Genomic DNA, 19,418 nt, shown 5'->3' on the forward strand with positions numbered 1-19,418 from the left:
TAGTCGGGTGCATGGCGCGAATGGCAGAAGACGATGTCATCCGAATGCAAGGGGAGGTTCGAAAGGATCTCCCAAACGCGACGTTCCGCGTGAAGCTGGAAAACGAAATGTGAGCCTGGGGTCGATCTCGGGTAGAATGCGTGTTCGCTTCTGCCCGCGTGACCCGGTAACGGTGAAGTTGACCCCGTTGTCGTGGTCCCGGGCCCGCATCGTATTCGGCACCAAGTAAAAACACATCATCAAGTAAACGAACCGAAGAGAGTGCAAAATGAAAGTTAACGCTTCAGTCAAGCGGATCTGCCGCAACTGCAAGATCATCAAGCGCAAGGGCGTGGTCCGTGTGATCTGCGTCGAGCCGCGTCACAAGCAGCGTCAAGGTTAATTTCGAGGAATAACGAATGGCACGTATTGCAGGGGTTAACATCCCAAATCATCAGCACACTGTTATCGGCCTGACGGCGATCTACGGTGTTGGCCGTCCGCGTTCGCAGAAAATCTGCGATGCAACCGGTATCGCGACAAGCAAAAAAGTCAAGGACCTGGACGATAACGAACTCGAGAAGCTGCGTGACGAAGTCGCGAAGTTTGTCGTGGAAGGCGATCTGCGCCGCGAACTGTCCATGAACATCAAGCGACTGATGGACTTGGGCTGCTACCGCGGCATGCGTCACCGTAAGGGCCTGCCGGTCCGCGGTCAGCGTACCCGCACCAATGCTCGTACCCGTAAGGGTCCGCGCAAGGCAGCACAATCGCTCAAGAAATAATCTAGGAACCGACTATGGCCAAGCAACAAAGCAGCGCCGCAGCAGCGCGCGTCCGCAAGAAAGTCAAGAAGAACGTTGCCGAGGGCATCGCCCACGTGCACGCGTCCTTCAACAACACGATCATCACGATCACCGATCGTCAGGGCAATGCTCTGTCGTGGGCAACTTCCGGCGGCGCCGGCTTCAAGGGTTCGCGCAAATCGACCCCGTTCGCAGCGCAGGTTGCTGCCGAAGCTGCTGGCAAGGTCGCTCAGGAATCGGGCGTGAAGAATCTGGAAGTGCGTATCAAGGGCCCAGGCCCAGGCCGTGAATCGGCTGTGCGCGCACTGAACAACCTCGGCATCAAGATCACCGAGATCCAGGACGTCACCCCAGTTCCACACAACGGTTGCCGTCCACCAAAGCGTCGCCGTATCTAAGTTGCAGGGGAGGGCGGCTTGCCGTCAGCCCATGTACTTGGTAATCGATGCTCGGGGCGCGTAGCCCCGTTGTGTTTTCAAGAAAAGCCGGTGCAGTTGCCCATAAATGGGATATACTGCCCGGCTCTTGTCGCCTGGCGCTCTAGCGGTGGGCGATGCAAGCCACGTCCGGCCTGACTTTCCAGAGCTGGACTAGCGCCTGGGTGCTTTTGCACTCTGGGGCGTGATCAATTATTAAAGGAATCTAACGTGGCACGTTACATCGGACCAAAAGCAAAACTGTCGCGCCGTGAAGGCACTGACCTGTTCCTCAAGAGCGCACGTCGCTCGCTCGACTCGAAGTGCAAACTGGACATCAAGCCAGGTCAGCACGGTGTCAAGTCGGGTGCCCGCACCTCGGACTACGGTAACCAACTGCGCGAAAAGCAAAAAGTCAAGCGCATGTACGGCATCCTGGAACGCCAGTTCCGTCGCTACTTCGCAGAAGCTTCGCGTCGCAAGGGTAACACCGGCGAAACGCTGCTGAAGCTGCTGGAAGCGCGTCTGGACAACGTGACGTACCGCATGGGTTTCGGTTCGACCCGCGCTGAAGCACGTCAGCTGGTCAGCCACAAAGCCTTCACCGTCAACGGCCAGGTCGTGAACATCGCTTCGTACCAGGTCAAGACCGGCGACGTCGTCGCTGTGCGCGAAAAAGCCAAGAAGCAAGTGCGTATCGCTGAAGCCCTGTCGCTGGCTGAGCAAATCGGTTTCCCAAGCTGGGTGTCGGTCGATGCCAAGAAGCTGGAAGGCACCTTCCGTTCGTTCCCAGAGCGTAACGAAATCGCTGCTGACGTCAACGAAGCGCTGATCGTCGAACTGTACTCGCGTTAATCGATCGCGACGGCGTCGACAAGTTCGGCGCCTGACGGTCGTGTCCGCGCAGGCGGGATTCCGGTTGGGCATGCAGCATCGCAAAACCTGGTCCCACCTGCGCGGCGACGACGTGGTGGTTGTGCAAGCGCAGCGATCCAGGATCGGCACTTGCAAAGAACAGCGAATTCCCCGGAATCAAAGTTTCCTCATCACTGTCGTAACCCAATTCGTTTTACCGCCTGCTCTAGCAGGCGTTTTCCATCAAGCCATCAGCCTTATCGGTGTAACGAGCCGAGGGTATTGAAAAGGACTACGTTCATGCAAAATAGTTTGTTGAAGCCACGTATCATCGACGTCGAAGCACTGGGCGCCGGCCACGCGAAAGTCGTGATGGAGCCGTTCGAGCGTGGCTATGGCCACACCCTCGGCAACGCACTGCGTCGCGTGCTGCTGTCGTCGATGGTTGGCTACGCGCCAACCGAAGTGACGATCGCTGGTGTCGTGCATGAATACTCGTCGCTCGATGGCGTTCAGGAAGACGTCGTCGACCTGCTGCTGAACCTGAAGGGCGTGGTCTTCAAAGTCCACAACCGTGACTCGGTCAACCTGACCCTGAAAAAGGAAGGCGAAGGCCCAGTCCTGGCATCGGACATCGACCTGCCGCACGACGTTGAGCTGGTTAACCCGGATCACGTGATCGCTCACCTGACCGCCGGTGGCAAGCTGGACATGCAGATCAAGGTCGAAAAAGGCCGTGGCTACGTGCCGGGCAACGTCCGTCGCCTGTCGGAAGACACCAACAAGACCATCGGCCGCATCATCCTGGACGCATCGTTCTCGCCAGTTCGCCGCGTGTCGTACGCTGTTGAATCGGCCCGTGTCGAACAGCGTACCGACCTGGACAAGCTGATCATCAACATCGAAACGAACGGCGTCATCACGCCAGAAGAAGCGATCCGCCAGTCGGCCCGCGTCCTGGTCGATCAGCTCAACGTGTTCGCTGCTCTGGAAGGCACCGAAGCCGCCGCGGAAGCGCCATCGCGCGCACCGCTGGTCGATCCGATCCTGCTGCGTCCAGTCGACGACCTGGAACTGACCGTCCGTTCGGCCAACTGCCTGAAAGCAGAAAACATCTACTACATCGGCGACCTGATCCAGCGTTCGGAAAACGAACTGCTCAAGACGCCAAACCTGGGCCGCAAGTCGCTCAACGAAATCAAGGAAGTCCTTGCTTCGCGTGGCTTGACCCTGGGCATGAAGCTCGAAAACTGGCCACCAGCCGGTCTGGAAAAGTAAGAATATTCACCCGAAAGTACACACCTACTTTCGGGTGGAACAGCCAAAAAGGACTGGCAGAGCCAGATCTTTCTTGGATGAAAAAGCGTAGTAAAACAACCCTAACTGAACCGGTCCGCGGACATGCCTTGGCAACAGGGCACGAACGATCGAAGAACTGGCATTGAAAACACCCGAAAGGAATTACCATGCGTCACCGTCACGGCCTTCGTAAGCTGAATCGTACCTCGTCCCACCGTCTGGCAATGCTGCGCAACATGACTGTTTCGCTGCTGCGTCATGAAGCCATCAAGACCACCGTCCCAAAAGCCAAGGAACTGCGTCGCGTCATCGAACCGATCCTGACCCTGGGCAAGACCGACACCCTGGCAAACAAGCGCCTGGCCTTCGCTCGCCTGCGCGACCGCGAAATGGTCCTGAAGCTGTTCGCTGAGCTGGGTCCACGCTACGCAAACCGCAACGGCGGCTACCTGCGTATCCTGAAGATGGGTTTCCGCGTTGGCGACAATGCACCAATGGCTTACGTTGAACTGCTGGATCGTCCAGAAGTGACTTCGGAAGAAGAAGCACCGACCGCCGAGTAATCGACTGTCGTAGAAAAGACCAGGCTTCGGCCTGGTTTTTTTTCGTCTGGCGATCGAGCGTGCTCAGCGCGGCTCGGGCAGCCGGTGTACCATGCCCGTGCCTTATTACAACTGACTTGACCTCCATGCTCCGACTCCCCGCACGGCACTGGCTTGCTGCCTGCCTGACGCTGTTTGCCATCTTCACGCTGTTCGTTACCGCGCCAGGCCGCGCTGCCGAGGAATTTCTCGATCCGGCCATCGCCTTCAAGTTCGAAGCGCGCATGGCCGATCCGCAGACGGCCGAAGTGACCTTCACCATCGCGCCGAGGTACTATATGTACCGCGAGCGCTTTGCCTTCAAGTCGAGCAACCCGGCGGTCAAGTTGGGTACCCCGGCGATCCCGCCCGGGACCGTGAAGTATGACCAGACGTTCGAGAAGGACGTGGAAACCTACAAGGGCGCATTGACGATCCGCATTCCGGTCGAGGGTGACGGCGCGTTCACGTTGACGGCCACCAGCCAGGGCTGCGCCGACGCCGGCCTGTGCTACCCGCCGCAGGATCACACCGCCAGCCTGAGCGCGGGCAAGGGTGGCGCCGCACCGGCGCTGCCGATCGGCGCTGCAGCGCCGCAGGGGGGCATGTCGACGCCGCTGTCATCCTCGCCAATGGCCGACAGCGCGCAGTCAGCCCCTGCCACCCTGGCGACGTCGGCAGCGCCCGCCACTCCGACAGCACCGCAAGCCCAATCCGACCTCTCCAACATCGCCGGCATCCTGGGCGGCGGCAGCCTGCTGGCCATCGTGCCAGCATTCATCCTGTTGGGCCTGGGCCTGGCTTTCACGCCATGCGTGCTGCCGATGGTGCCGATTCTGTCGTCAATCATCGTGGGTGAAGGCAAGAACGTCAGCCGTGCGCGCGGCTTCCTGCTGTCGGTGACGTACTCGCTGGGCATGGCGATCGTCTACACAATGCTGGGCGTGGGAGCAGGCCTGGCCGGCGAAGGCCTGGCCGCAGCGCTGCAGAATCCCTGGGTGCTCGGCACCTTCGCATTACTGATCGTGACGATGTCGCTGTCGATGTTCGGTTTCTATCAGTTACAACTTCCAGGCGCATTGCAGACCAGTCTGAGCAATGTGTCGAACCGCCAGCAGTCCGGCAAGCTGGCCGGCGTATTTGCGATGGGCGCCATCTCGGCCCTGATCGTCGGGCCCTGCGTGGCCGCCCCGCTGGCTGGCGCGCTCGTCTACATCAGCCAGACGCGCGACGTGTTCCTGGGTGGCGCCGCGCTGTTCTCGATGGCGGTGGGCATGAGCATTCCGCTGCTGTTGGTGGGCATCTCGGCCGGCTCGCTGCTGCCGCGCGTGGGGGCATGGATGGAGTCGGTCAAGCGTCTGTTTGGCGTGCTGATGCTCGCGATGGCGATCTGGCTGGTCTCGCCCGTCATCCCGGCGGTCGCGCAGATGCTGCTGTGGGCCGCACTGCTGCTGGGTTATGGTTTTTATCTGCTGCGCCACACGCGTCACTGGGCCTCGATGGCCTTCGGCGCGGCGTTTGCGCTGATGGGCGGCATGCAGCTGGTCGGTGTTGCCAGCGGCGGGCGCGATGCATTCGCACCACTGGCGCACCTGAGCGGCACGCCGCAGCACCACGGGCTGGTGTTCACCCGCATCAAGACAGTCGACCAGCTCGACGCCGCATTGGCCGCCAATGCCGGCAAGACCGTCATGCTCGACTTCTATGCCGACTGGTGCGTGTCGTGCAAGGAAATGGAGAAGTTCACGTTTGTGGATCCAAAGGTGCAGGCAAAGTTGGCCAACACCGCGCTGCTGCAGGTCGACGTAACCGCCAACGATGCGGCCGACAAGGCGATGCTCAAGCGCTTCGGCCTGTTTGGCCCGCCAGGCATCATCCTGTTTGACGCTCAAGGCAAGGAGATTGTCGATAGCCGGGTGATCGGCTACCAGAATGCAGAAAAGTTTTCGACGTCGCTGGAGCGGCTGGCCAAATGAACGCCGGCGGCCTGGCCGCCGACGCCAGGCGAGTCAATCAGTTACGCATTGGCGCGATGCTGCTGATGATGACGCCCGCCCTTGCGGTGCTGGGCCTGCGCATCGAACGTCTTGCGCTGCTCTGGCGTGAGCACCGCGTAAAAACTGTTCAGGGCGGTGAGGCGCGATTCCATGTGCGCGGTGCGCGCTTTCTGCATGGCGATCTGCTTTTCCATGCGCTGCGGCGCGCTCAGGCTGGCCCAGGCTGCGCGGTCGCCACGGCCGGCGCGCTCACCATGTTTTACGGGTGCCCGGCTGGCCACGAATGCATCCCAGGCTGGCTTCTGTTGGGCCGTCAGATTCAGCGACGCCTGCAATTTGGCCTGATGTTCGGCGCGCTTTTGCGCCATCTTGGCATGGCGCTCGCCTGCCTTGGCTTGCCACTCGGCCTTCTTGGCCAGGCGTTGTTCGGCAGTCAGCGTCGACGCCTGGCGGCCCTCGACCGGCGCGGCGCTCTGGGCCTGGGCCCCGACGGTGGCGCCGAACAGGCCGGCGGCGGTGAAAGCGATCACAAGGTGTTTGCGAAGGGTGTTCATGATAAATCCTTTGTGTGAGAGTCTGGTGGCTGTGCATCCGAAACGCTCGCTGCACAGGACCCATGCTGAGTCAAAACTGTAACCATGGGATTTCCCCTGCCGGACACTTTGTATCCATATGTTTCGCGCCCATCGGCATATACACAGCGATACAAATACTTCCTCCGGGCTTGTCATAAATTCGGATAATTGCGGTTATGGATAATCCCTCTACGATTCTGATCGTCGACGACGACCGCGACATTCGCACGCTGCTGGCCGACTACCTCGAGTCCAACAGCTACCGGACGCTCGGCGCCGCCGACGGCACCGCGATGTGGAAGACGCTCGACGAAACGCGTCCCGACCTCATCGTGCTCGACCTGAACATGCCTGGCGACGACGGCCTGACGCTGTGCCGCAAGCTGCGCGCCACCTCGAGCCTGCCCGTCATCATGCTCACCGCCCGCAACGAGCCGCTCGACCGCATCCTGGGCCTGGAAATGGGCGCCGACGACTACCTGCCGAAACCGTTCGAGCCGCGCGAGCTGCTGGCGCGCATTCGCAGCGTGCTGCGCCGCTCGCACGCGATGCCGTCGAACACGCCGTCCGAAAACGTGCAGCAGATGCGCTTTTCAGGCTGGACGCTCGACCTGACCGCGCGCCACCTGCTCAACCCGGACGGCATCGTCATCATGCTCTCGGGCGCCGAGTTCCGCCTGCTGCGCGTGTTCCTCGAACACCCGAACCGCGTGCTCAATCGCGACCAGCTGCTCAACCTCACGCAGGGCCGCGACGCCGATCCATTCGACCGCTCGATCGACATCCAGATCAGTCGCCTGCGCCAGAAGCTCGGCGAAGACGCGCGCATGCCGCAGATCATCAAAACCGTGCGCAACGGCGGCTACGTGCTGGCCGGCCAGGTCACCGTGGAGCCGGCGGCGTGAAAGCGTTCTTCGGGTCGATGACCGGGCGCGTGTTCCTCACGCTGCTGCTGGGCATTCTGACCTCGGCGGCGCTCACCCAACTGGCAGCCGACTACCAGCGCCTGCGCGACTTTGAAACCCAGCGCGATGCGCACGTGCTCGAACGCGCCGAGCAACTCATCATGGCCACCGAGATCGTGCCGGCATCGGCCCGCTCGATCTACCTCGATGTCGCCAACCGGCCCGGCCTGCAGCTCGAGGTGGGCGACATGTTGCGGCAAGCGGCGCCCCTGACGCCGTTTGCCGCGTCGCTGGCCAAGCGCCTGGGCAAGGGCTATGTCGTCACGTCACGCAGCACGCGCCCGACGGCCTGCGGCGTCGTGCAATCGCAGCCGGTGATGTACGGCTTGCTGAGCATGAAGTGGGAAGGAGCCTGCGAGTCCATCGACGTGCGGCTGCGCGATGGCGCCGAGCTGCAACTGTCGGTGCTGCCGCCGCGCTTTTCCGGCAAAGATGTCGACACCAGCATCATCGTCGGCATGTTCCTGGTCAGCATCGCCGTGCTGGCCTACTTCGTGGCGCGCATGACCGCGCTCCCGTTCAAGCAGCTCGCGCAAGCCGCGCAAGACCTGGGCCAGGACATCAACCGCCCGCCACTCGACCTGGTCGGCGCGATCGAGATCCGCCAGGCCAGCGCCGCCTTCAATGCGATGCAGGCGCGTATCCGCCAGTACATCTTCCAGCGCACGCAGATGCTCGCCGCGATTACGCACGACCTGCAAACGCCGCTCACGCGCATGCGCCTTCGGCTCGAAAAGGTGGGCGACACCGAACTGCAGGACCGCCTGATCGGCGACCTGTCGGCGATGCAGGAAATGGTGCGCGAAGGCCTGTTACTGGCGCGCAGCATGGACACGACCGAGACGATGCAGATGCTCGATCTCGATTCGCTGCTCGAGGCCGTGTGCGCCGATGCGACCGATGCCGGCCAAACCGTGACGCTCGCCGGCAAGGCCTCGATCGCGGTGCTGGGTCGGCCGATCGACATGCGCCGCTGCCTGGTCAACCTGATCGACAACGCGGTCAAGTACGGGCGCGATGCGCGCGTCTGCGTCGACCGCACCAACGGCACCGCACGCATCCGCATCCGCGACAGCGGGCCGGGCATTCCGCGCAGCGAGCTGGTACGCGTGTTCGATCCGTTCTACCGCATAGAGACATCGCGCTCGCGCGAATCGGGCGGCACGGGCCTGGGCCTGACGATCGCACGCAATATCACGGAGCAGCACGGCGGCAGCATCAGCCTGGCCAACCATCCCGAAGGCGGGCTGGAAGTGACGCTGATGCTGCCGACGTACTACCCGAACAAATAGCGAAAAAAACCAACAAGCAAAAACAAAGCCGTAATGACAGTGTGGGACAATGCGCGCGCGCAATGGCCACATCAACAAGCAGCCTCACTGGAAAGAGCCGTCGGCACTGGCGGCAAGGGACAAGCATGAACAAGAAGAATGTCGGCGTCATCGCCGTCGTGGCGGCGCTGGTCGTCGCCGGCGGCTGGTACTTCAATCAGGGTCATGAGGCCAAGGCACAGGCGCCGGGCGCCAAAGGGGCCGGCGGCGGCCAGCCACCGGTCACCGTCAATGTCGTCAAGCCCGAGCGGCGCGATGTCGGCGTCGAGCTGTTTGCCAACGGCACCGTCACCCCGCTGCGCACCGTGAACCTGCATCCGCAGACCGTCACCACCATCCGCAAGGTCCATATCCGCGAAGGCCAGTTCGTCAAGGAAGGCGAATTGATGTTCTCGCTCGACGACCGCGCCGACCTGGCCAATGTCGCGCAGGCCCAGGCGCAGGTGGCGCGCGACCGTGCCACGCTGGCCGACCTCGACCGCCAGTACAAGCGCAGCCAGGAACTGGTGTCGCAGAACTTCCTGGCCCAGAGCGCGCTCGACTCCCTGCTGAGCCAGGTGGAAGCCCAGCGCGCGCTGGTGCAGTCGAACCAGGCCGCGATGCGCGCCACGCAGGTCAGCGCCAGCTATACGTCGATCCGCGCGCCGATGTCAGGCCGCGTGGGCGCCATCGACGTCCATCCGGGCGCGCTGGTGCAGATGACGACGTCGCTCACCACCGTGACCCAGCTCGACCCGATCAATGTCTCGTTTACGCTGCCGGAATCGACCCTCGGCGCGCTGCTCGGCGCCCAGAAAGCCGGGAACGTCGACGTGCACGTGACAAGCGGCGCCGACGCCAAGCCGGTTGCCGGGCGCCTGAGCTTCATCGACAACGCCGTCGATGCACAGGCCGGCACCATTCGCGTCAAGGGTGAGTTCTCCAACAACGACACCAACCTGTGGCCAGGCCAGTACGTCACCGCGCGTGTGGTCGTGCAAACGCTCAAGGACGCCGTCGTGATCCCGCAAACGGCGATCATCACGTCGACCAACGGCACTTTTGTCTACGTGCTGGCTGAAGGCAATTCGGCCCGCCAGGTGCCGGTCAAGCGCGTGTATGCATTTGGCGATCAAGCCGCCGTTACGGGCTTGAGCGGGGCCGAGCAAGTGATTACCGAAGGCAAGCAGAACCTGCGCCCCGGTGGCAAGGTACGCCTGGCCCAGGCGGCCAAGCCTGCCGTCGCACCGCAACCGAAGCAGGGTGAACAGGCATGAACCTGTCCGAACTGTGTATCCGCCGGCCGGTGATGGTGGTGCTGCTGTCGATCAGCCTCGTGCTGGTGGGCATCCTGTCGTACATGAAGATCCCGGTCGCTGCGCTGCCGAGCTATAACACGCCGGTCATCAACGTCTCGGCCAATCTGCCGGGCGCAAGTCCCGAGACGATGGCCTCGTCGGTCGCGCTGCCGCTCGAGAAACAATTCTCGACCATTGCCGGCATCAAGCTGATCACGTCGAGCAGCACCCAAGGCGACACCAATATCACCCTTGAATTCGACACCGCGATCGATGTCGACAAGGCCGCGGTCGACGTCCAGGCGGCGCTGCTGGTCGCGCAGCGCCGGCTGCCGCTCGAGATGACGGAATTGCCGGCCTACCGCAAGGTCAACCCGGCCGACGCCCCGATCCTGTTCATGCACCTGACGTCGCCGTCGATGGATTTGTCGGAGCTGAACGATTACGCAGAGAATCTGATTTCGCCGGCGATTTCGACCGTGCAGGGCGTCTCGCAAGTCTCGATCAACGGCGGCAAGCGCTTCGCCGTGCGCGTGCGCGCCAAGTCCGACCTGATGAACGCGCGCAATATCTCCATGGACGAGCTGGCGGCAGCGTTGCGTGCGGCCAACTCGAACACCCCGCTGGGCATCCTCGATGGCCCAACGCAGGCGCTGACGATCCAGGGCGGCGGCCAGCTGATGAAGGCGGCCGATTTTGCCAACCTGATCGTCGCCACGCGCGAAGGCATGCCGGTGCGCCTGCGAGACATCGCCGACGTACAGGACAGCTACCAGTCGGTCAAGGCCATGGGTAGCCTGAACGGCGAGCGCTCGATCTCGCTGATGGTGCAGCGCCAGCCGAACGCTAATACGGTCGAAGTGGTCGACGCCGTGCGCGCGCTGATCCCGCGCTTCGAAGGGCAATTGCCGGCCTCGATCAAGATCGAACTCGTCAACGACCGTTCGCTGTCGATCCGCGAAGCGATCCACGACGTCAACCTGACCTTGCTGGGCACGGTGATGCTGGTGATCCTGGTGATCTTCCTGTTCCTGCATCGCGCGGCCGCCACGTTCATCCCGGCGGTGACGGTGCCGATTTCGCTGTTGGGCGCGCTCTCGCTGTTGTATTGGCTGGGCTATAGCCTCGACAATATCTCGCTGCTGGGTATCACGCTGGCCGTCGGCCTGGTCGTCGACGATGCGATCGTGGTGCTGGAAAACATCGTACGCCACATGGAGATGGGCAAGAAGCCGATGCACGCCTCGCTCGTCGGCGCGCGCGAAATGGGCTTTACCATCATCTCGATCTCGATTTCGCTGGTGGCCGTGTTCATTCCGATCTTCTTCATGCCGGGCGTGATCGGCCTGCTGTTCCGCGAATTTGCCGTCATTGTCGGTCTGGCGGTGATGGTGTCGGCGGTCGTTTCGCTGACCCTCGTGCCGATGCTGTGCTCGCGCCTGCTCAAGGATGGCGGCCACGTCGATCCGAAGGACATGTCGTGGATCGGCCGCCGCTTCGAAGCCATGTTCACCAGTGTGCGCAACAGCTATGGCCGCACGCTCGACACGGCGTTGCGCCACCGCTTTCTGGTGTTGATGCTGGCGCTGGGCACCTTCGTGCTGACTGCCGTGCTGTACATGACCATGCCGAAGGGCTTCTTCCCGGAAGAAGACATCGGCCAGATCCGCGTGAACGTCGAAGCGTCCGAAGACACATCGTCGGCTGCGCTGGCAGAACTGCAGGGCAAGGTGGTCGACATCGTCCGCGCCAATCCGTACGTGCAGGATACGACCTCGTTCAGCGGCGGCGGCAATACGGGCCGCATGTTCCTGGTGCTCAAACCCCGCGGCGAGCGGCCACCGATGGACCTGGTGATCGACGACCTGCGCAAGGCCACGCGCGCGGTGCCGGGCGTGCAGGTGTTCATGTCGCCCCAGCAGAATCTGCAACTGGGCGGACGCCAGAGCAAGGCGCGCTACCAGTACACGCTGCAAAGCGTGTCGGGTGGCGAGATCGGCGGCTGGGCCGAACGGTTCCTGGAAGGCATGCGTCAGGATGCGCGCTTCCGCGACGTCAACAGCGACTCGCAGAACAAGGCGCTGCAAGCCACGGTGGACATCGACCGGGACAAGGCTGCGCTCTTGGGCCTGGAAATGGACGATATACGCACCGTGATGTACGCGTCGTTCGGCGAGCGCCAGGTGTCGACCATTTACTCGACGGCCGCCAGCTACTACGTGATCCTGGAGGCGGCCGCCAGCGACCGCTACTACGACGAAGCGCTGTCGCGCGTGTCGGTGCGCAGCAAGTCGGGCGACCTGGTCAAGCTGTCGAGCATTGCCACCGTGCGCCGCACGGTCGGCCCGCTGCAAGTGAATCACCAGGGGCAATTGCAGGCGATCACGCTGTCATTCAACCTGGCGCCGGGCGTGCCGCTGGGCGACGCCACCGCCGCCATCGAGCAGATGCGCACGGGGATGAAGTTGCCGGCCTCGGTGATTGCCACTTACGGGGGCGACGCGGCGGTGTTCCAGGACACGCAGTCGAGCCAGCTGATCCTGATCCTGACGGCCATCGGCGTCATCTACGTGCTGCTGGGCGTGCTGTACGAAAGTTATATCCACCCGCTGACCATTCTGGCCGGCCTGCCGTCGGCAGCGGTTGGCGCGCTGTTGACGCTATGGATCTTCGACAAGGACCTGACGCTGATCGCGATGATCGGCATCCTGATGCTGATCGGTATCGTCAAGAAGAACGCCATCATGATGATCGACTTCGCGCTCGATGCGCAGCGCACGCTCGGCATGAGCCCGCAAGAGGCGATCCGCGAAGCCTGCATCCTGCGCTTCCGGCCGATCCTGATGACGACGCTGGCGGCACTGATGGGCGCGCTGCCCATTGCGCTGGGCATCGGCGCCGGCGCCGAGCTGCGCCAGCCACTGGGCCTGGCGGTGTGCGGCGGCTTGATCTTCTCGCAAGTCATTACGCTGTACATCACACCGGTCATCTACCTGTACCTGGACCGTTTCAGCGGCACGGGGCCGATGACGGACGAACAGCTCGCGAAGGCCGACGATGTCCCGGTTGCCCAGCATGCTTAATGTTGGAAACATTTGGTAACAACCATCAACGCCAGCGGCGCTGCAGTCCGCTTGCTGGCGTGATGCGCAGGTACTCTAAAACGGTTAGACTGCGGCTCTCTGCTGTTTTTTTAGACGTCGCTTCCAGGATACCGATCTACCTTGCGTGACCATCCCCACTCCTACGATCAGGACAGCGAAGTTTGCTCCCACTGCGGACAGCCACTGGTACGCCCGGGGCCGCACTACGAGCGCGAGGGCTCCAAGCGCGGCGGCCTGATCGGCACAATCGCGCTGCACTTGCTGTTGCTTGCGATCTTCATCTTCAAGCCGCCCGAAAAAGAGCAAAAGACAGCGCGCCCGGCATCCGACCGGGAAACCGACGTCTTCTTTGTCCAGCCGCTGCAGCAGCCGACCAAGGCGCAGCGCGAGCAAAAGCCCAAGCCGGCGCCGAAACCAACACCACGGCGCGAAACGCCGCGGCCGACGCCGCCGGAGCGCGTCTTCGTCCAGCGCCTGCCGGACACGATCACGATTCCTGACGAAAAACCGGTCGAGCGCAGGCCACAGCCGCCCCAGCCACCACAGCCGAAGACCGAGGTCCCGCCCGACATGGACATGGCCGCCTACGTCAAAGCCCAACGCGAGCGCCGCGGCGCGCCGACCGGCAGTGAAGTGGAAACGCCGGAAAGCGACGCCGTGCGCGGCAACCGTAACGCGCTGGCGAACATCGCCGCCATCAACGGCCGCGGCCGCGACGACAGCAACGAGTCGGGCGGCATCTTCTCGGTGTCGAACAAGACGTTCAACACGATGGACCTGAAGTTCCGCGGCTGGAACCCGAGCTTCAAGCGGCGCTGGCTGACGGCGGTGACGGTGGAGCAGGGCAGCGAGCGCGACATCGAAACGGCTGTCATCAGAAAGATGATCGAGCTGATCCGCAAGGAAAAGAACGGCGACTTCGAATGGGATTCGCACCGCCTGGGACGCGTGGTCAAGCTCAGCGCGCGGCCAGCAGACGATGCCCGTCTTACCGAGTTCTTGTACAAAGAGATGTTCCCGGAGTACCGGCCGCCGCCAGGCAGATAGGCAACTTCAAAAACCGTGAAAAGCGGGGGTCAGGTCTGACATTCGGACACGATCTCGACAGTCGGGCAGTCGGGCAGTCGTGCAGGCGTGCAGTCGGAACCAGCTGGCAGCGGGCCATGCCAAGACTGGGCAAGGCACCAGTTGATGTGGCGAAGGCTGAGGTCGTGTCTGAATGTCAGACCTGACCCCGGCTGTGCCGTTTGTCACGGGTGACTGGAAGTATTGCGATAGGCAACATATAGAAATGAATGTTAAAAATCATCCATTGACCAGTCATTGATGTGGCTAGATATTGTCGGGGCGAAAAAAAACCGTGCCACTCAACATGGCACGGTTTCTTTCGGAATGGGAAGAATCAGCTTGCCTTCAATTTCCGGGCAATATCCAGCGCGAAGTAGGTCAGCACCCCATCGGCGCCGGCGCGCTTGAACGCCATCATCGATTCCATCATGACCTTGTCATGGTCCAGCCAGCCATTGAGCGCGGCCGCCTTGAGCATCGCGTACTCGCCGCTGACCTGGTAGGCAAACGTTGGCACCCTGAACTCATCTTTTACGCGGCGCACGATGTCCAGGTACGGCATGCCCGGCTTGACCATCACCATGTCGGCGCCTTCAGCCAGGTCCAGCGCCACTTCGCGCAGCGCTTCGTCGCTGTTGGCCGGGTCCATCTGGTAGGTGTTCTTGTCGGCCTTGCCGAGATTGGCCGATGAGCCCACCGCATCGCGGAACGGCCCGTAGAACGCGGACGCATACTTGGCCGAATACGCCATGATGCGCGTGTGGATATGGCCCTGCGCCTCGAACGCGGTGCGGATCGCGCCGATGCGCCCGTCCATCATGTCCGACGGCGCAACGATGTCCACGCCAGCATCGGCGTGGGTGAGCGCTTGCTTGACCAGCATCTCGATCGTCTTTTCATTGACGATATAGCCGTTCTCGTCCGGCAGGCCGTCCTGGCCGTGGGTCGTGTACGGGTCGAGTGCGATGTCGGTGATGATGCCCAGCTCCGGGAAGTTACGCTTGAGCTCGCGAACCACGCGCGGCACCAGCCCGTCCGGGTTGGTTGCTTCGATGCCGTCATAGGTTTTCACCGACTGGTCGACCAGCGGGAACAGCGCCAGCGCCGGAATCCCGAGCGCGACACATTCTTCGGCCACCTTCAGCAGCAGGTCGAGCGAGACGCGGGCCACGCCCGGCATCGAGCCGACTTCCTGGCGCACGTTCTGGCCTTCCAGAACGAACACTGGATAGATCAGGTCGGATGCGGTAATCGTGTTCTCGCGCATCATGGCGCGGGAGAACGGGTCGCGGCGCATGCGGCGCGGCCGGGCCGCCGGATAGGCGGAAGTGATGATGCTCATCGAGTGGCTCCTTGCAAGATCAGGCGGAGGTTTGATCGTCGTCCGCCGACGGCGCGCCAGGTTCTTCGTGCTCGTCTTCCTCACCCTCGTACTCGCCAGCAACGCCATCGAGCCCGGCCAGCGCCAGAATCTTGGCATCGGCTTCTTCGATGCCGATCCGCTTGAGCGCCGAGAACAGCTGCACCGTGAACGGGAAGCCGACGCCATCTTCATCGACGTAGCTTTCGAGCACGCCGCGCGCTTCGCGCAGGGCATTGGTCGATTCGTTGCGGTTGAGCTTGTCGGCCTTGGTCAGGATGCAGTGGATCGGCTTGCCGGTGGGGGCGAACCATTCGAGCATCTGGACGTCGAGGTCGGTGAACGGACGGCGCGAATCCATGATCAGGATGAGCGCAGCGAGCTGGTCGCGGCGCTGGACGTAGTCGCCCAGCAGCTTTTGCCAGTGCAGCTTGGCCGTGCCCGACACTTCGGCGTAGCCGTAGCCCGGCAAGTCGACCAGCAGCGCTTCGATTTCATCGAGTCGGACCGCATCTTTGCGGTGCTGGCCCACATGGGCGCCACCGATCGAGAAATAATTGATGTGCTGCGTGCGACCGGGCGTCTTCGACGCGAAGGCAAGACCCTTCTGGTTCGTGAGGATATTGATCGCTGTGGATTTGCCGGCGTTGGAGCGCCCGGCGAAGGCGATTTCCGGCACACTGGTGTCGGGAAGGTCGCGCAACTGATTCACGGTCGTAAAGAACCGGGCTTGCCATAATCTGGACATTGGGGAGAAGGTATAAGAGGACTACGAAATGGCGTTGGAGAAACAAAGCTATTGTACAATAAGGGGTTGATTGCTGCCTGCCGGTCCCATCGCCCAAGCAATCAAGAGCGCTGCACTGAACCTTCAATTATTGACTTTTTCAAGGTGCTAGTATGAACCGCTTGTCGTCCTCCCTGCTCAAAACATTGTTGGTCACACTAACTGTTTTCGGGGGACTCCCGGCGGCGACAGCAGCGGCGCCCGCAGCGGCACCTGCCGCCAAGGCCGATCCGGCCAGGGGCGGCGCCCTGTACGATGCGGGCGATCCCGCGCGCGGTCTTCCATCGTGCGTGTCGTGCCATGGCGCGGCGGGCAATTCGTCCATCGTTGCCAATCCCAAGCTGTCGGGTCAGTTCGCCAGCTACACGCACAAGCAACTCGTCGATTTCACGACCCCGAACCGCCAGCAGCCGATCATGACGACCTACGCCAAGATGCTCACCGACGCCGAGAAGAAAGACATCGCGGCCTGGCTGGCAGTGCAGGTGCACAAGCCGGGCACGGCCAAGAACAAGGACACCGTTGAACTGGGCCGCAAGATCTATCGCGGCGGCATCGCCGAGCGTGGCGTGGCGGCCTGTGCCAGCTGTCATGGCGCCAACGCCAGCGGCATCCCCGCGCAATATCCGCGCCTTGCAGGTCAGCACCAGGATTACACGACCGCCCAGCTTGAAGCATTCAAGAGTGGCACCCGCGCCAACAGCCCGCAAATGACCACGCTCTCGCAGCGCATGTCGACGGCTGAAATGCGCGCGGTGGCCGACTATATCGCCGGCTTGCGCTAAGAGACTCCACGATCTCGCATAAGCAATATTGAACGCAGGAAGGGCGGCAGCGACGGGCTGCCCCCTTTTCTGCAAGCGGCTACCCGCCGCGCAGGAAGAAAGTCGTACAGCATGAGCACCACCGGAATTGAACTGAACACCCGCCGCCGTGGTCTGGCCGAGGCGGTCGAACTGATCTCATCGATGCGTTTTGCGATCAGTCTTCTTACCATCATCTCCATCTCGTCGATCATCGGCACCGTGCTCAAGCAGGCCGAGCCGATGTCGAATTACGTCAACCAGTTCGGTCCGTTCTGGTTCGAAATTTTCAGCAAGTTCGGCCTGTACAGCGTGTACTCCAGCTGGTGGTTCCTCGTGATCCTGGTGGTGCTGGTCACGTCCACCGGGCTGTGCCTGATCCGCAATGCGCCGAAAATGATGCGCGACATGCGCAGCTGGCGCGAGAACGTGCGCTTCGATTCGCTGCGCAACTTCCACCACAAGCTCGAATGGCAGGCGCCGCTGTCGAAAAACGCGCTGGCCGAGCAGAGCGCACTGCGCCTGCGCCACGCCGGCTATGCCACCAGGATTGTCGAGAAGGACGGCGGCACATTGGTCACGGCCAAGAAGGGCGCCGGCAACAAATTCGGCTACATCTTCGCGCACTCGTCGATCATCGTGATCCTGGTGGGCGGCACGCTCGACTCCGACTTGCCGGTGCGCATTCAGCAGTGGCTGTTCGACAAGACGCCGTTCACCGGCAGCGGCGTGATCGCGGACATTCCCGCCCAGCATCGACTGGGCACGAGCAACCCGACCTTCCGTGGCAACACGGCCATTGCCGAAGGACAGGCCAGCCGCACGGCGATCCTGAACCAGCCATCGGGCGTGCTGGTACAAGAGCTGCCGTTCTCGCTGCAGCTCAAGAAATTCCATATCGAGTTCTATTCGACCGGCATGCCGAAACTGTTTGCCAGCGACGTGGTCGTGCGCGACCTGGAAACCGGCCACACGTTCGAATCGACCATCAAGGTCAATCATCCGCTGATCTACAAAGGCATCGCCGTCTACCAGTCGAGCTTTGACGATGGCGGCAGCAAACTGCGGCTGACGGGGTTCCCGATGAACGGTACCGGCAGCGCCAGTTTCCCGATCGAAGGTGAAGTCAATGGCGCCACCGAACTGAAGATCGGCGGCGAAACCTATGCCGTCGAGTGGTCGGGTTTCCGCCCGTTCAACGTCGAGAACATCAGCCAGGGCAATGACGTGCGCGCGGTGAGCAAGGGCACGTCGTTCAACGAACAGTTCGCCGCTACGCTGGGCAAGGCCTCGGGTGCGGCCGCCAAGCTCGATGCCACGAAAGACCTCAAGAACGTCGGCCCCAGCGTGCAATACAAGCTGCGTGACGCCAGCGGCCAGGCGCGCGAATACATGAACTACATGCAGCCGATGCTGCTGGATGGCGCGCAAGTCTATCTGGCCGGCGTGCGCGCGAACCCGTCGGAAAGCTTCAGCTTCCTGCGCATTCCCGTCGACGAACGCTTTGGCGTGGGCGACTGGATGCGCCTGCGCGCGGCGCTGGCCGATCCCGACGCGCGCACCGTGGCCGCGCGCCGCTATGCCGCGCGGGCACTGGGCGCCAACCAGAGCAACAGCGAGCTTGCTGGCCAGTTGCAAGAGTCGGCCGCGCGCACGCTAGGCATCTTCGCCGGCGGTGACGGCCGCGGCGGCTTCGTCGGCGTGGCCCAGTTCCTTGAAAAAATTCCGCAAGCCGAACAGGAAAAAGCGGCCGGCATCTTCATGAAGATGCTCAACGGCGCCCTGTGGGAACTGTGGCAAGTGGCGCGCGAAAAGCATGGCGACGCCCCGGCCGCGCCAACCGACGCCAATGGCCGTTTCCTGCAACTGGCCACCAATGCGTTGTCGGACAGTTATCTGTACGGCGCGCCGGTCTATCTGCAGCTCGACGATTTCACCGAAGTGAAGGCCTCGGTGCTGCAATTGACGCGCTCGCCGGGCAAGAACGTGGTCTACTTCGGCTGTGTCCTGCTCGTGCTGGGCGTGTTCGCGATGTTCTACATCCGTGAGCGGCGCGTCTGGATCTGGGTGCGCGACGTGCCTGGCAACCCCGGGGCTGGCGCCGAGGCGTTGATGGCCATGAGCACGCAACGCAAGACGCTCGATTTCGAGCGCGAGTACGAAGACTTGTCAGTAAAGCTGCCACAACCGGCGTAAGCTGCGTGGGCTTGGAGAA

The 19,418-nt window shown here is 62.3% G+C and carries 17 protein-coding genes and 1 pseudogene; 15 read left to right on the plus strand and 3 right to left on the minus strand.

Going from position 1 to position 19,418, the window contains the following annotated elements; translation table 11 throughout:
* Positions 1 to 20: 20 nt before the first annotated feature.
* The 8 genes and pseudogenes from infA to dsbD all read left to right on the plus strand — a co-directional run bounded on the left by infA (position 21) and on the right by dsbD (position 5,912).
* Positions 21 to 229, plus strand: a pseudogene (infA, locus tag RCH14_RS12635) (translation initiation factor IF-1).
* A gap of 39 nt (positions 230 to 268) precedes the next feature.
* Positions 269 to 382, plus strand: a complete 114-nt coding sequence (gene rpmJ, locus RCH14_RS12640; protein ID WP_005663407.1) for a 50S ribosomal protein L36 — start codon at positions 269 to 271, stop codon at positions 380 to 382.
* A 16-nt stretch (positions 383 to 398) separates the two neighbouring features.
* Positions 399 to 764 carry a 30S ribosomal protein S13 gene (gene rpsM / locus RCH14_RS12645; RefSeq protein WP_343026460.1) on the plus strand — a complete coding sequence of 122 codons (366 nt, stop codon included), beginning with the start codon at positions 399 to 401 and terminating at the stop codon, positions 762 to 764.
* A gap of 14 nt (positions 765 to 778) precedes the next feature.
* Positions 779 to 1,183, plus strand: coding sequence for a 30S ribosomal protein S11 (rpsK, locus tag RCH14_RS12650; protein WP_005663404.1), 405 nt, complete (start codon positions 779 to 781; stop codon positions 1,181 to 1,183).
* Positions 1,184 to 1,432: 249 nt separating this feature from the next.
* A complete protein-coding gene (gene rpsD / locus RCH14_RS12655) occupies positions 1,433 to 2,056 on the plus strand; it encodes a 30S ribosomal protein S4 (RefSeq protein ID WP_183554224.1) in 624 nt (207 codons plus the stop codon).
* 300 nt (positions 2,057 to 2,356) lie between these two features.
* Entirely contained in the window at positions 2,357 to 3,334 is a 978-nt protein-coding gene (locus tag RCH14_RS12660; protein WP_332530665.1) for a DNA-directed RNA polymerase subunit alpha, read from the plus strand.
* Positions 3,335 to 3,522: 188 nt separating this feature from the next.
* Entirely contained in the window at positions 3,523 to 3,918 is a 396-nt protein-coding gene (gene rplQ, locus RCH14_RS12665; protein ID WP_183554222.1) for a 50S ribosomal protein L17, read from the plus strand.
* A gap of 125 nt (positions 3,919 to 4,043) precedes the next feature.
* Positions 4,044 to 5,912, plus strand: a complete 1,869-nt coding sequence (gene dsbD, locus RCH14_RS12670) for a protein-disulfide reductase DsbD (RefSeq protein WP_343026461.1) — start codon at positions 4,044 to 4,046, stop codon at positions 5,910 to 5,912.
* Positions 5,913 to 5,953: 41 nt separating this feature from the next.
* Here the strand turns inward: dsbD and RCH14_RS12675 are convergent, their stop codons facing one another.
* The gene (locus RCH14_RS12675; RefSeq protein ID WP_343026462.1) at positions 5,954 to 6,487 is read right to left on the minus strand and encodes a Spy/CpxP family protein refolding chaperone; all 534 of its coding nucleotides are present in this window, start codon (positions 6,485 to 6,487) and stop codon (positions 5,954 to 5,956) included.
* A gap of 197 nt (positions 6,488 to 6,684) precedes the next feature.
* On the opposite strand from RCH14_RS12675, the gene RCH14_RS12680 reads away from it, so the two are divergent.
* From RCH14_RS12680 to RCH14_RS12700, 5 genes are all read left to right on the plus strand, one after another.
* Positions 6,685 to 7,413 carry a response regulator gene (locus RCH14_RS12680; RefSeq protein ID WP_183554216.1) on the plus strand — a complete coding sequence of 243 codons (729 nt, stop codon included), beginning with the start codon at positions 6,685 to 6,687 and terminating at the stop codon, positions 7,411 to 7,413.
* Complete coding sequence (locus RCH14_RS12685; protein WP_343026463.1) at positions 7,410 to 8,765, plus strand: ATP-binding protein; 1,356 nt, start codon at positions 7,410 to 7,412, stop codon at positions 8,763 to 8,765. The genes RCH14_RS12680 and RCH14_RS12685 overlap by 4 nt, the downstream gene beginning before the upstream one ends.
* A 125-nt stretch (positions 8,766 to 8,890) precedes the next feature.
* Positions 8,891 to 10,060: an efflux RND transporter periplasmic adaptor subunit gene (locus RCH14_RS12690; RefSeq protein WP_343026464.1), complete on the plus strand. Its 1,170-nt coding sequence runs from the start codon at positions 8,891 to 8,893 to the stop codon at positions 10,058 to 10,060.
* On the plus strand, positions 10,057 to 13,164 hold the full coding sequence (locus RCH14_RS12695; protein WP_343026465.1) for an efflux RND transporter permease subunit: 3,108 nt from the start codon (positions 10,057 to 10,059) through the stop codon (positions 13,162 to 13,164). Before RCH14_RS12690 ends, RCH14_RS12695 begins: the two co-directional genes overlap by 4 nt.
* A 141-nt stretch (positions 13,165 to 13,305) precedes the next feature.
* Positions 13,306 to 14,232 carry a hypothetical protein gene (locus RCH14_RS12700; protein WP_343026466.1) on the plus strand — a complete coding sequence of 309 codons (927 nt, stop codon included), beginning with the start codon at positions 13,306 to 13,308 and terminating at the stop codon, positions 14,230 to 14,232.
* Positions 14,233 to 14,587: 355 nt separating this feature from the next.
* Here RCH14_RS12700 and hemB read toward each other — a convergent pair whose 3' ends face one another.
* Positions 14,588 to 15,595 (minus strand): porphobilinogen synthase, encoded by a 1,008-nt coding sequence (hemB, locus tag RCH14_RS12705; RefSeq protein WP_343026467.1) that lies wholly within the window; start codon positions 15,593 to 15,595, stop codon positions 14,588 to 14,590.
* Between the two features lie 19 nt (positions 15,596 to 15,614).
* Positions 15,615 to 16,361 (minus strand): ribosome biogenesis GTP-binding protein YihA/YsxC, encoded by a 747-nt coding sequence (yihA, locus tag RCH14_RS12710; RefSeq protein WP_343026468.1) that lies wholly within the window; start codon positions 16,359 to 16,361, stop codon positions 15,615 to 15,617.
* Positions 16,362 to 16,513: 152 nt separating this feature from the next.
* Between yihA and RCH14_RS12715 the strand changes: the two genes are divergently transcribed.
* Positions 16,514 to 17,185, plus strand: a complete 672-nt coding sequence (locus RCH14_RS12715) for a c-type cytochrome (RefSeq protein ID WP_343026469.1) — start codon at positions 16,514 to 16,516, stop codon at positions 17,183 to 17,185.
* A 111-nt stretch (positions 17,186 to 17,296) separates the two neighbouring features.
* Entirely contained in the window at positions 17,297 to 19,399 is a 2,103-nt protein-coding gene (locus RCH14_RS12720; protein WP_343026470.1) for a cytochrome c biogenesis protein ResB, read from the plus strand.
* Positions 19,400 to 19,418: the final 19 nt, after the last annotated feature.

The sequence above is a fragment of the Massilia sp. MP_M2 genome, from assembly GCF_039123635.1.
Classification (GTDB): Bacteria; Pseudomonadota; Gammaproteobacteria; order Burkholderiales; family Burkholderiaceae_D; genus Telluria.

Coding starts and splice junctions, on each gene's coding strand:
- RCH14_RS12715 (WP_343026469.1), top strand. CDS start 16,514: ATGAACCGCTTGTCGTCCTCCCTGCTCAAAACATTGTTGGTCACACTA.
- RCH14_RS12720 (WP_343026470.1), top strand. CDS start 17,297: ATGAGCACCACCGGAATTGAACTGAACACCCGCCGCCGTGGTCTGGCC.
- rpsK (WP_005663404.1), top strand. CDS start 779: ATGGCCAAGCAACAAAGCAGCGCCGCAGCAGCGCGCGTCCGCAAGAAA.
- hemB (WP_343026467.1), bottom strand. CDS start 15,595: ATGAGCATCATCACTTCCGCCTATCCGGCGGCCCGGCCGCGCCGCATG.
- rplQ (WP_183554222.1), top strand. CDS start 3,523: ATGCGTCACCGTCACGGCCTTCGTAAGCTGAATCGTACCTCGTCCCAC.
- RCH14_RS12680 (WP_183554216.1), top strand. CDS start 6,685: ATGGATAATCCCTCTACGATTCTGATCGTCGACGACGACCGCGACATT.
- RCH14_RS12690 (WP_343026464.1), top strand. CDS start 8,891: ATGAACAAGAAGAATGTCGGCGTCATCGCCGTCGTGGCGGCGCTGGTC.
- dsbD (WP_343026461.1), top strand. CDS start 4,044: ATGCTCCGACTCCCCGCACGGCACTGGCTTGCTGCCTGCCTGACGCTG.
- yihA (WP_343026468.1), bottom strand. CDS start 16,361: ATGTCCAGATTATGGCAAGCCCGGTTCTTTACGACCGTGAATCAGTTG.
- RCH14_RS12695 (WP_343026465.1), top strand. CDS start 10,057: ATGAACCTGTCCGAACTGTGTATCCGCCGGCCGGTGATGGTGGTGCTG.
- RCH14_RS12675 (WP_343026462.1), bottom strand. CDS start 6,487: ATGAACACCCTTCGCAAACACCTTGTGATCGCTTTCACCGCCGCCGGC.
- rpmJ (WP_005663407.1), top strand. CDS start 269: ATGAAAGTTAACGCTTCAGTCAAGCGGATCTGCCGCAACTGCAAGATC.
- rpsM (WP_343026460.1), top strand. CDS start 399: ATGGCACGTATTGCAGGGGTTAACATCCCAAATCATCAGCACACTGTT.
- RCH14_RS12660 (WP_332530665.1), top strand. CDS start 2,357: ATGCAAAATAGTTTGTTGAAGCCACGTATCATCGACGTCGAAGCACTG.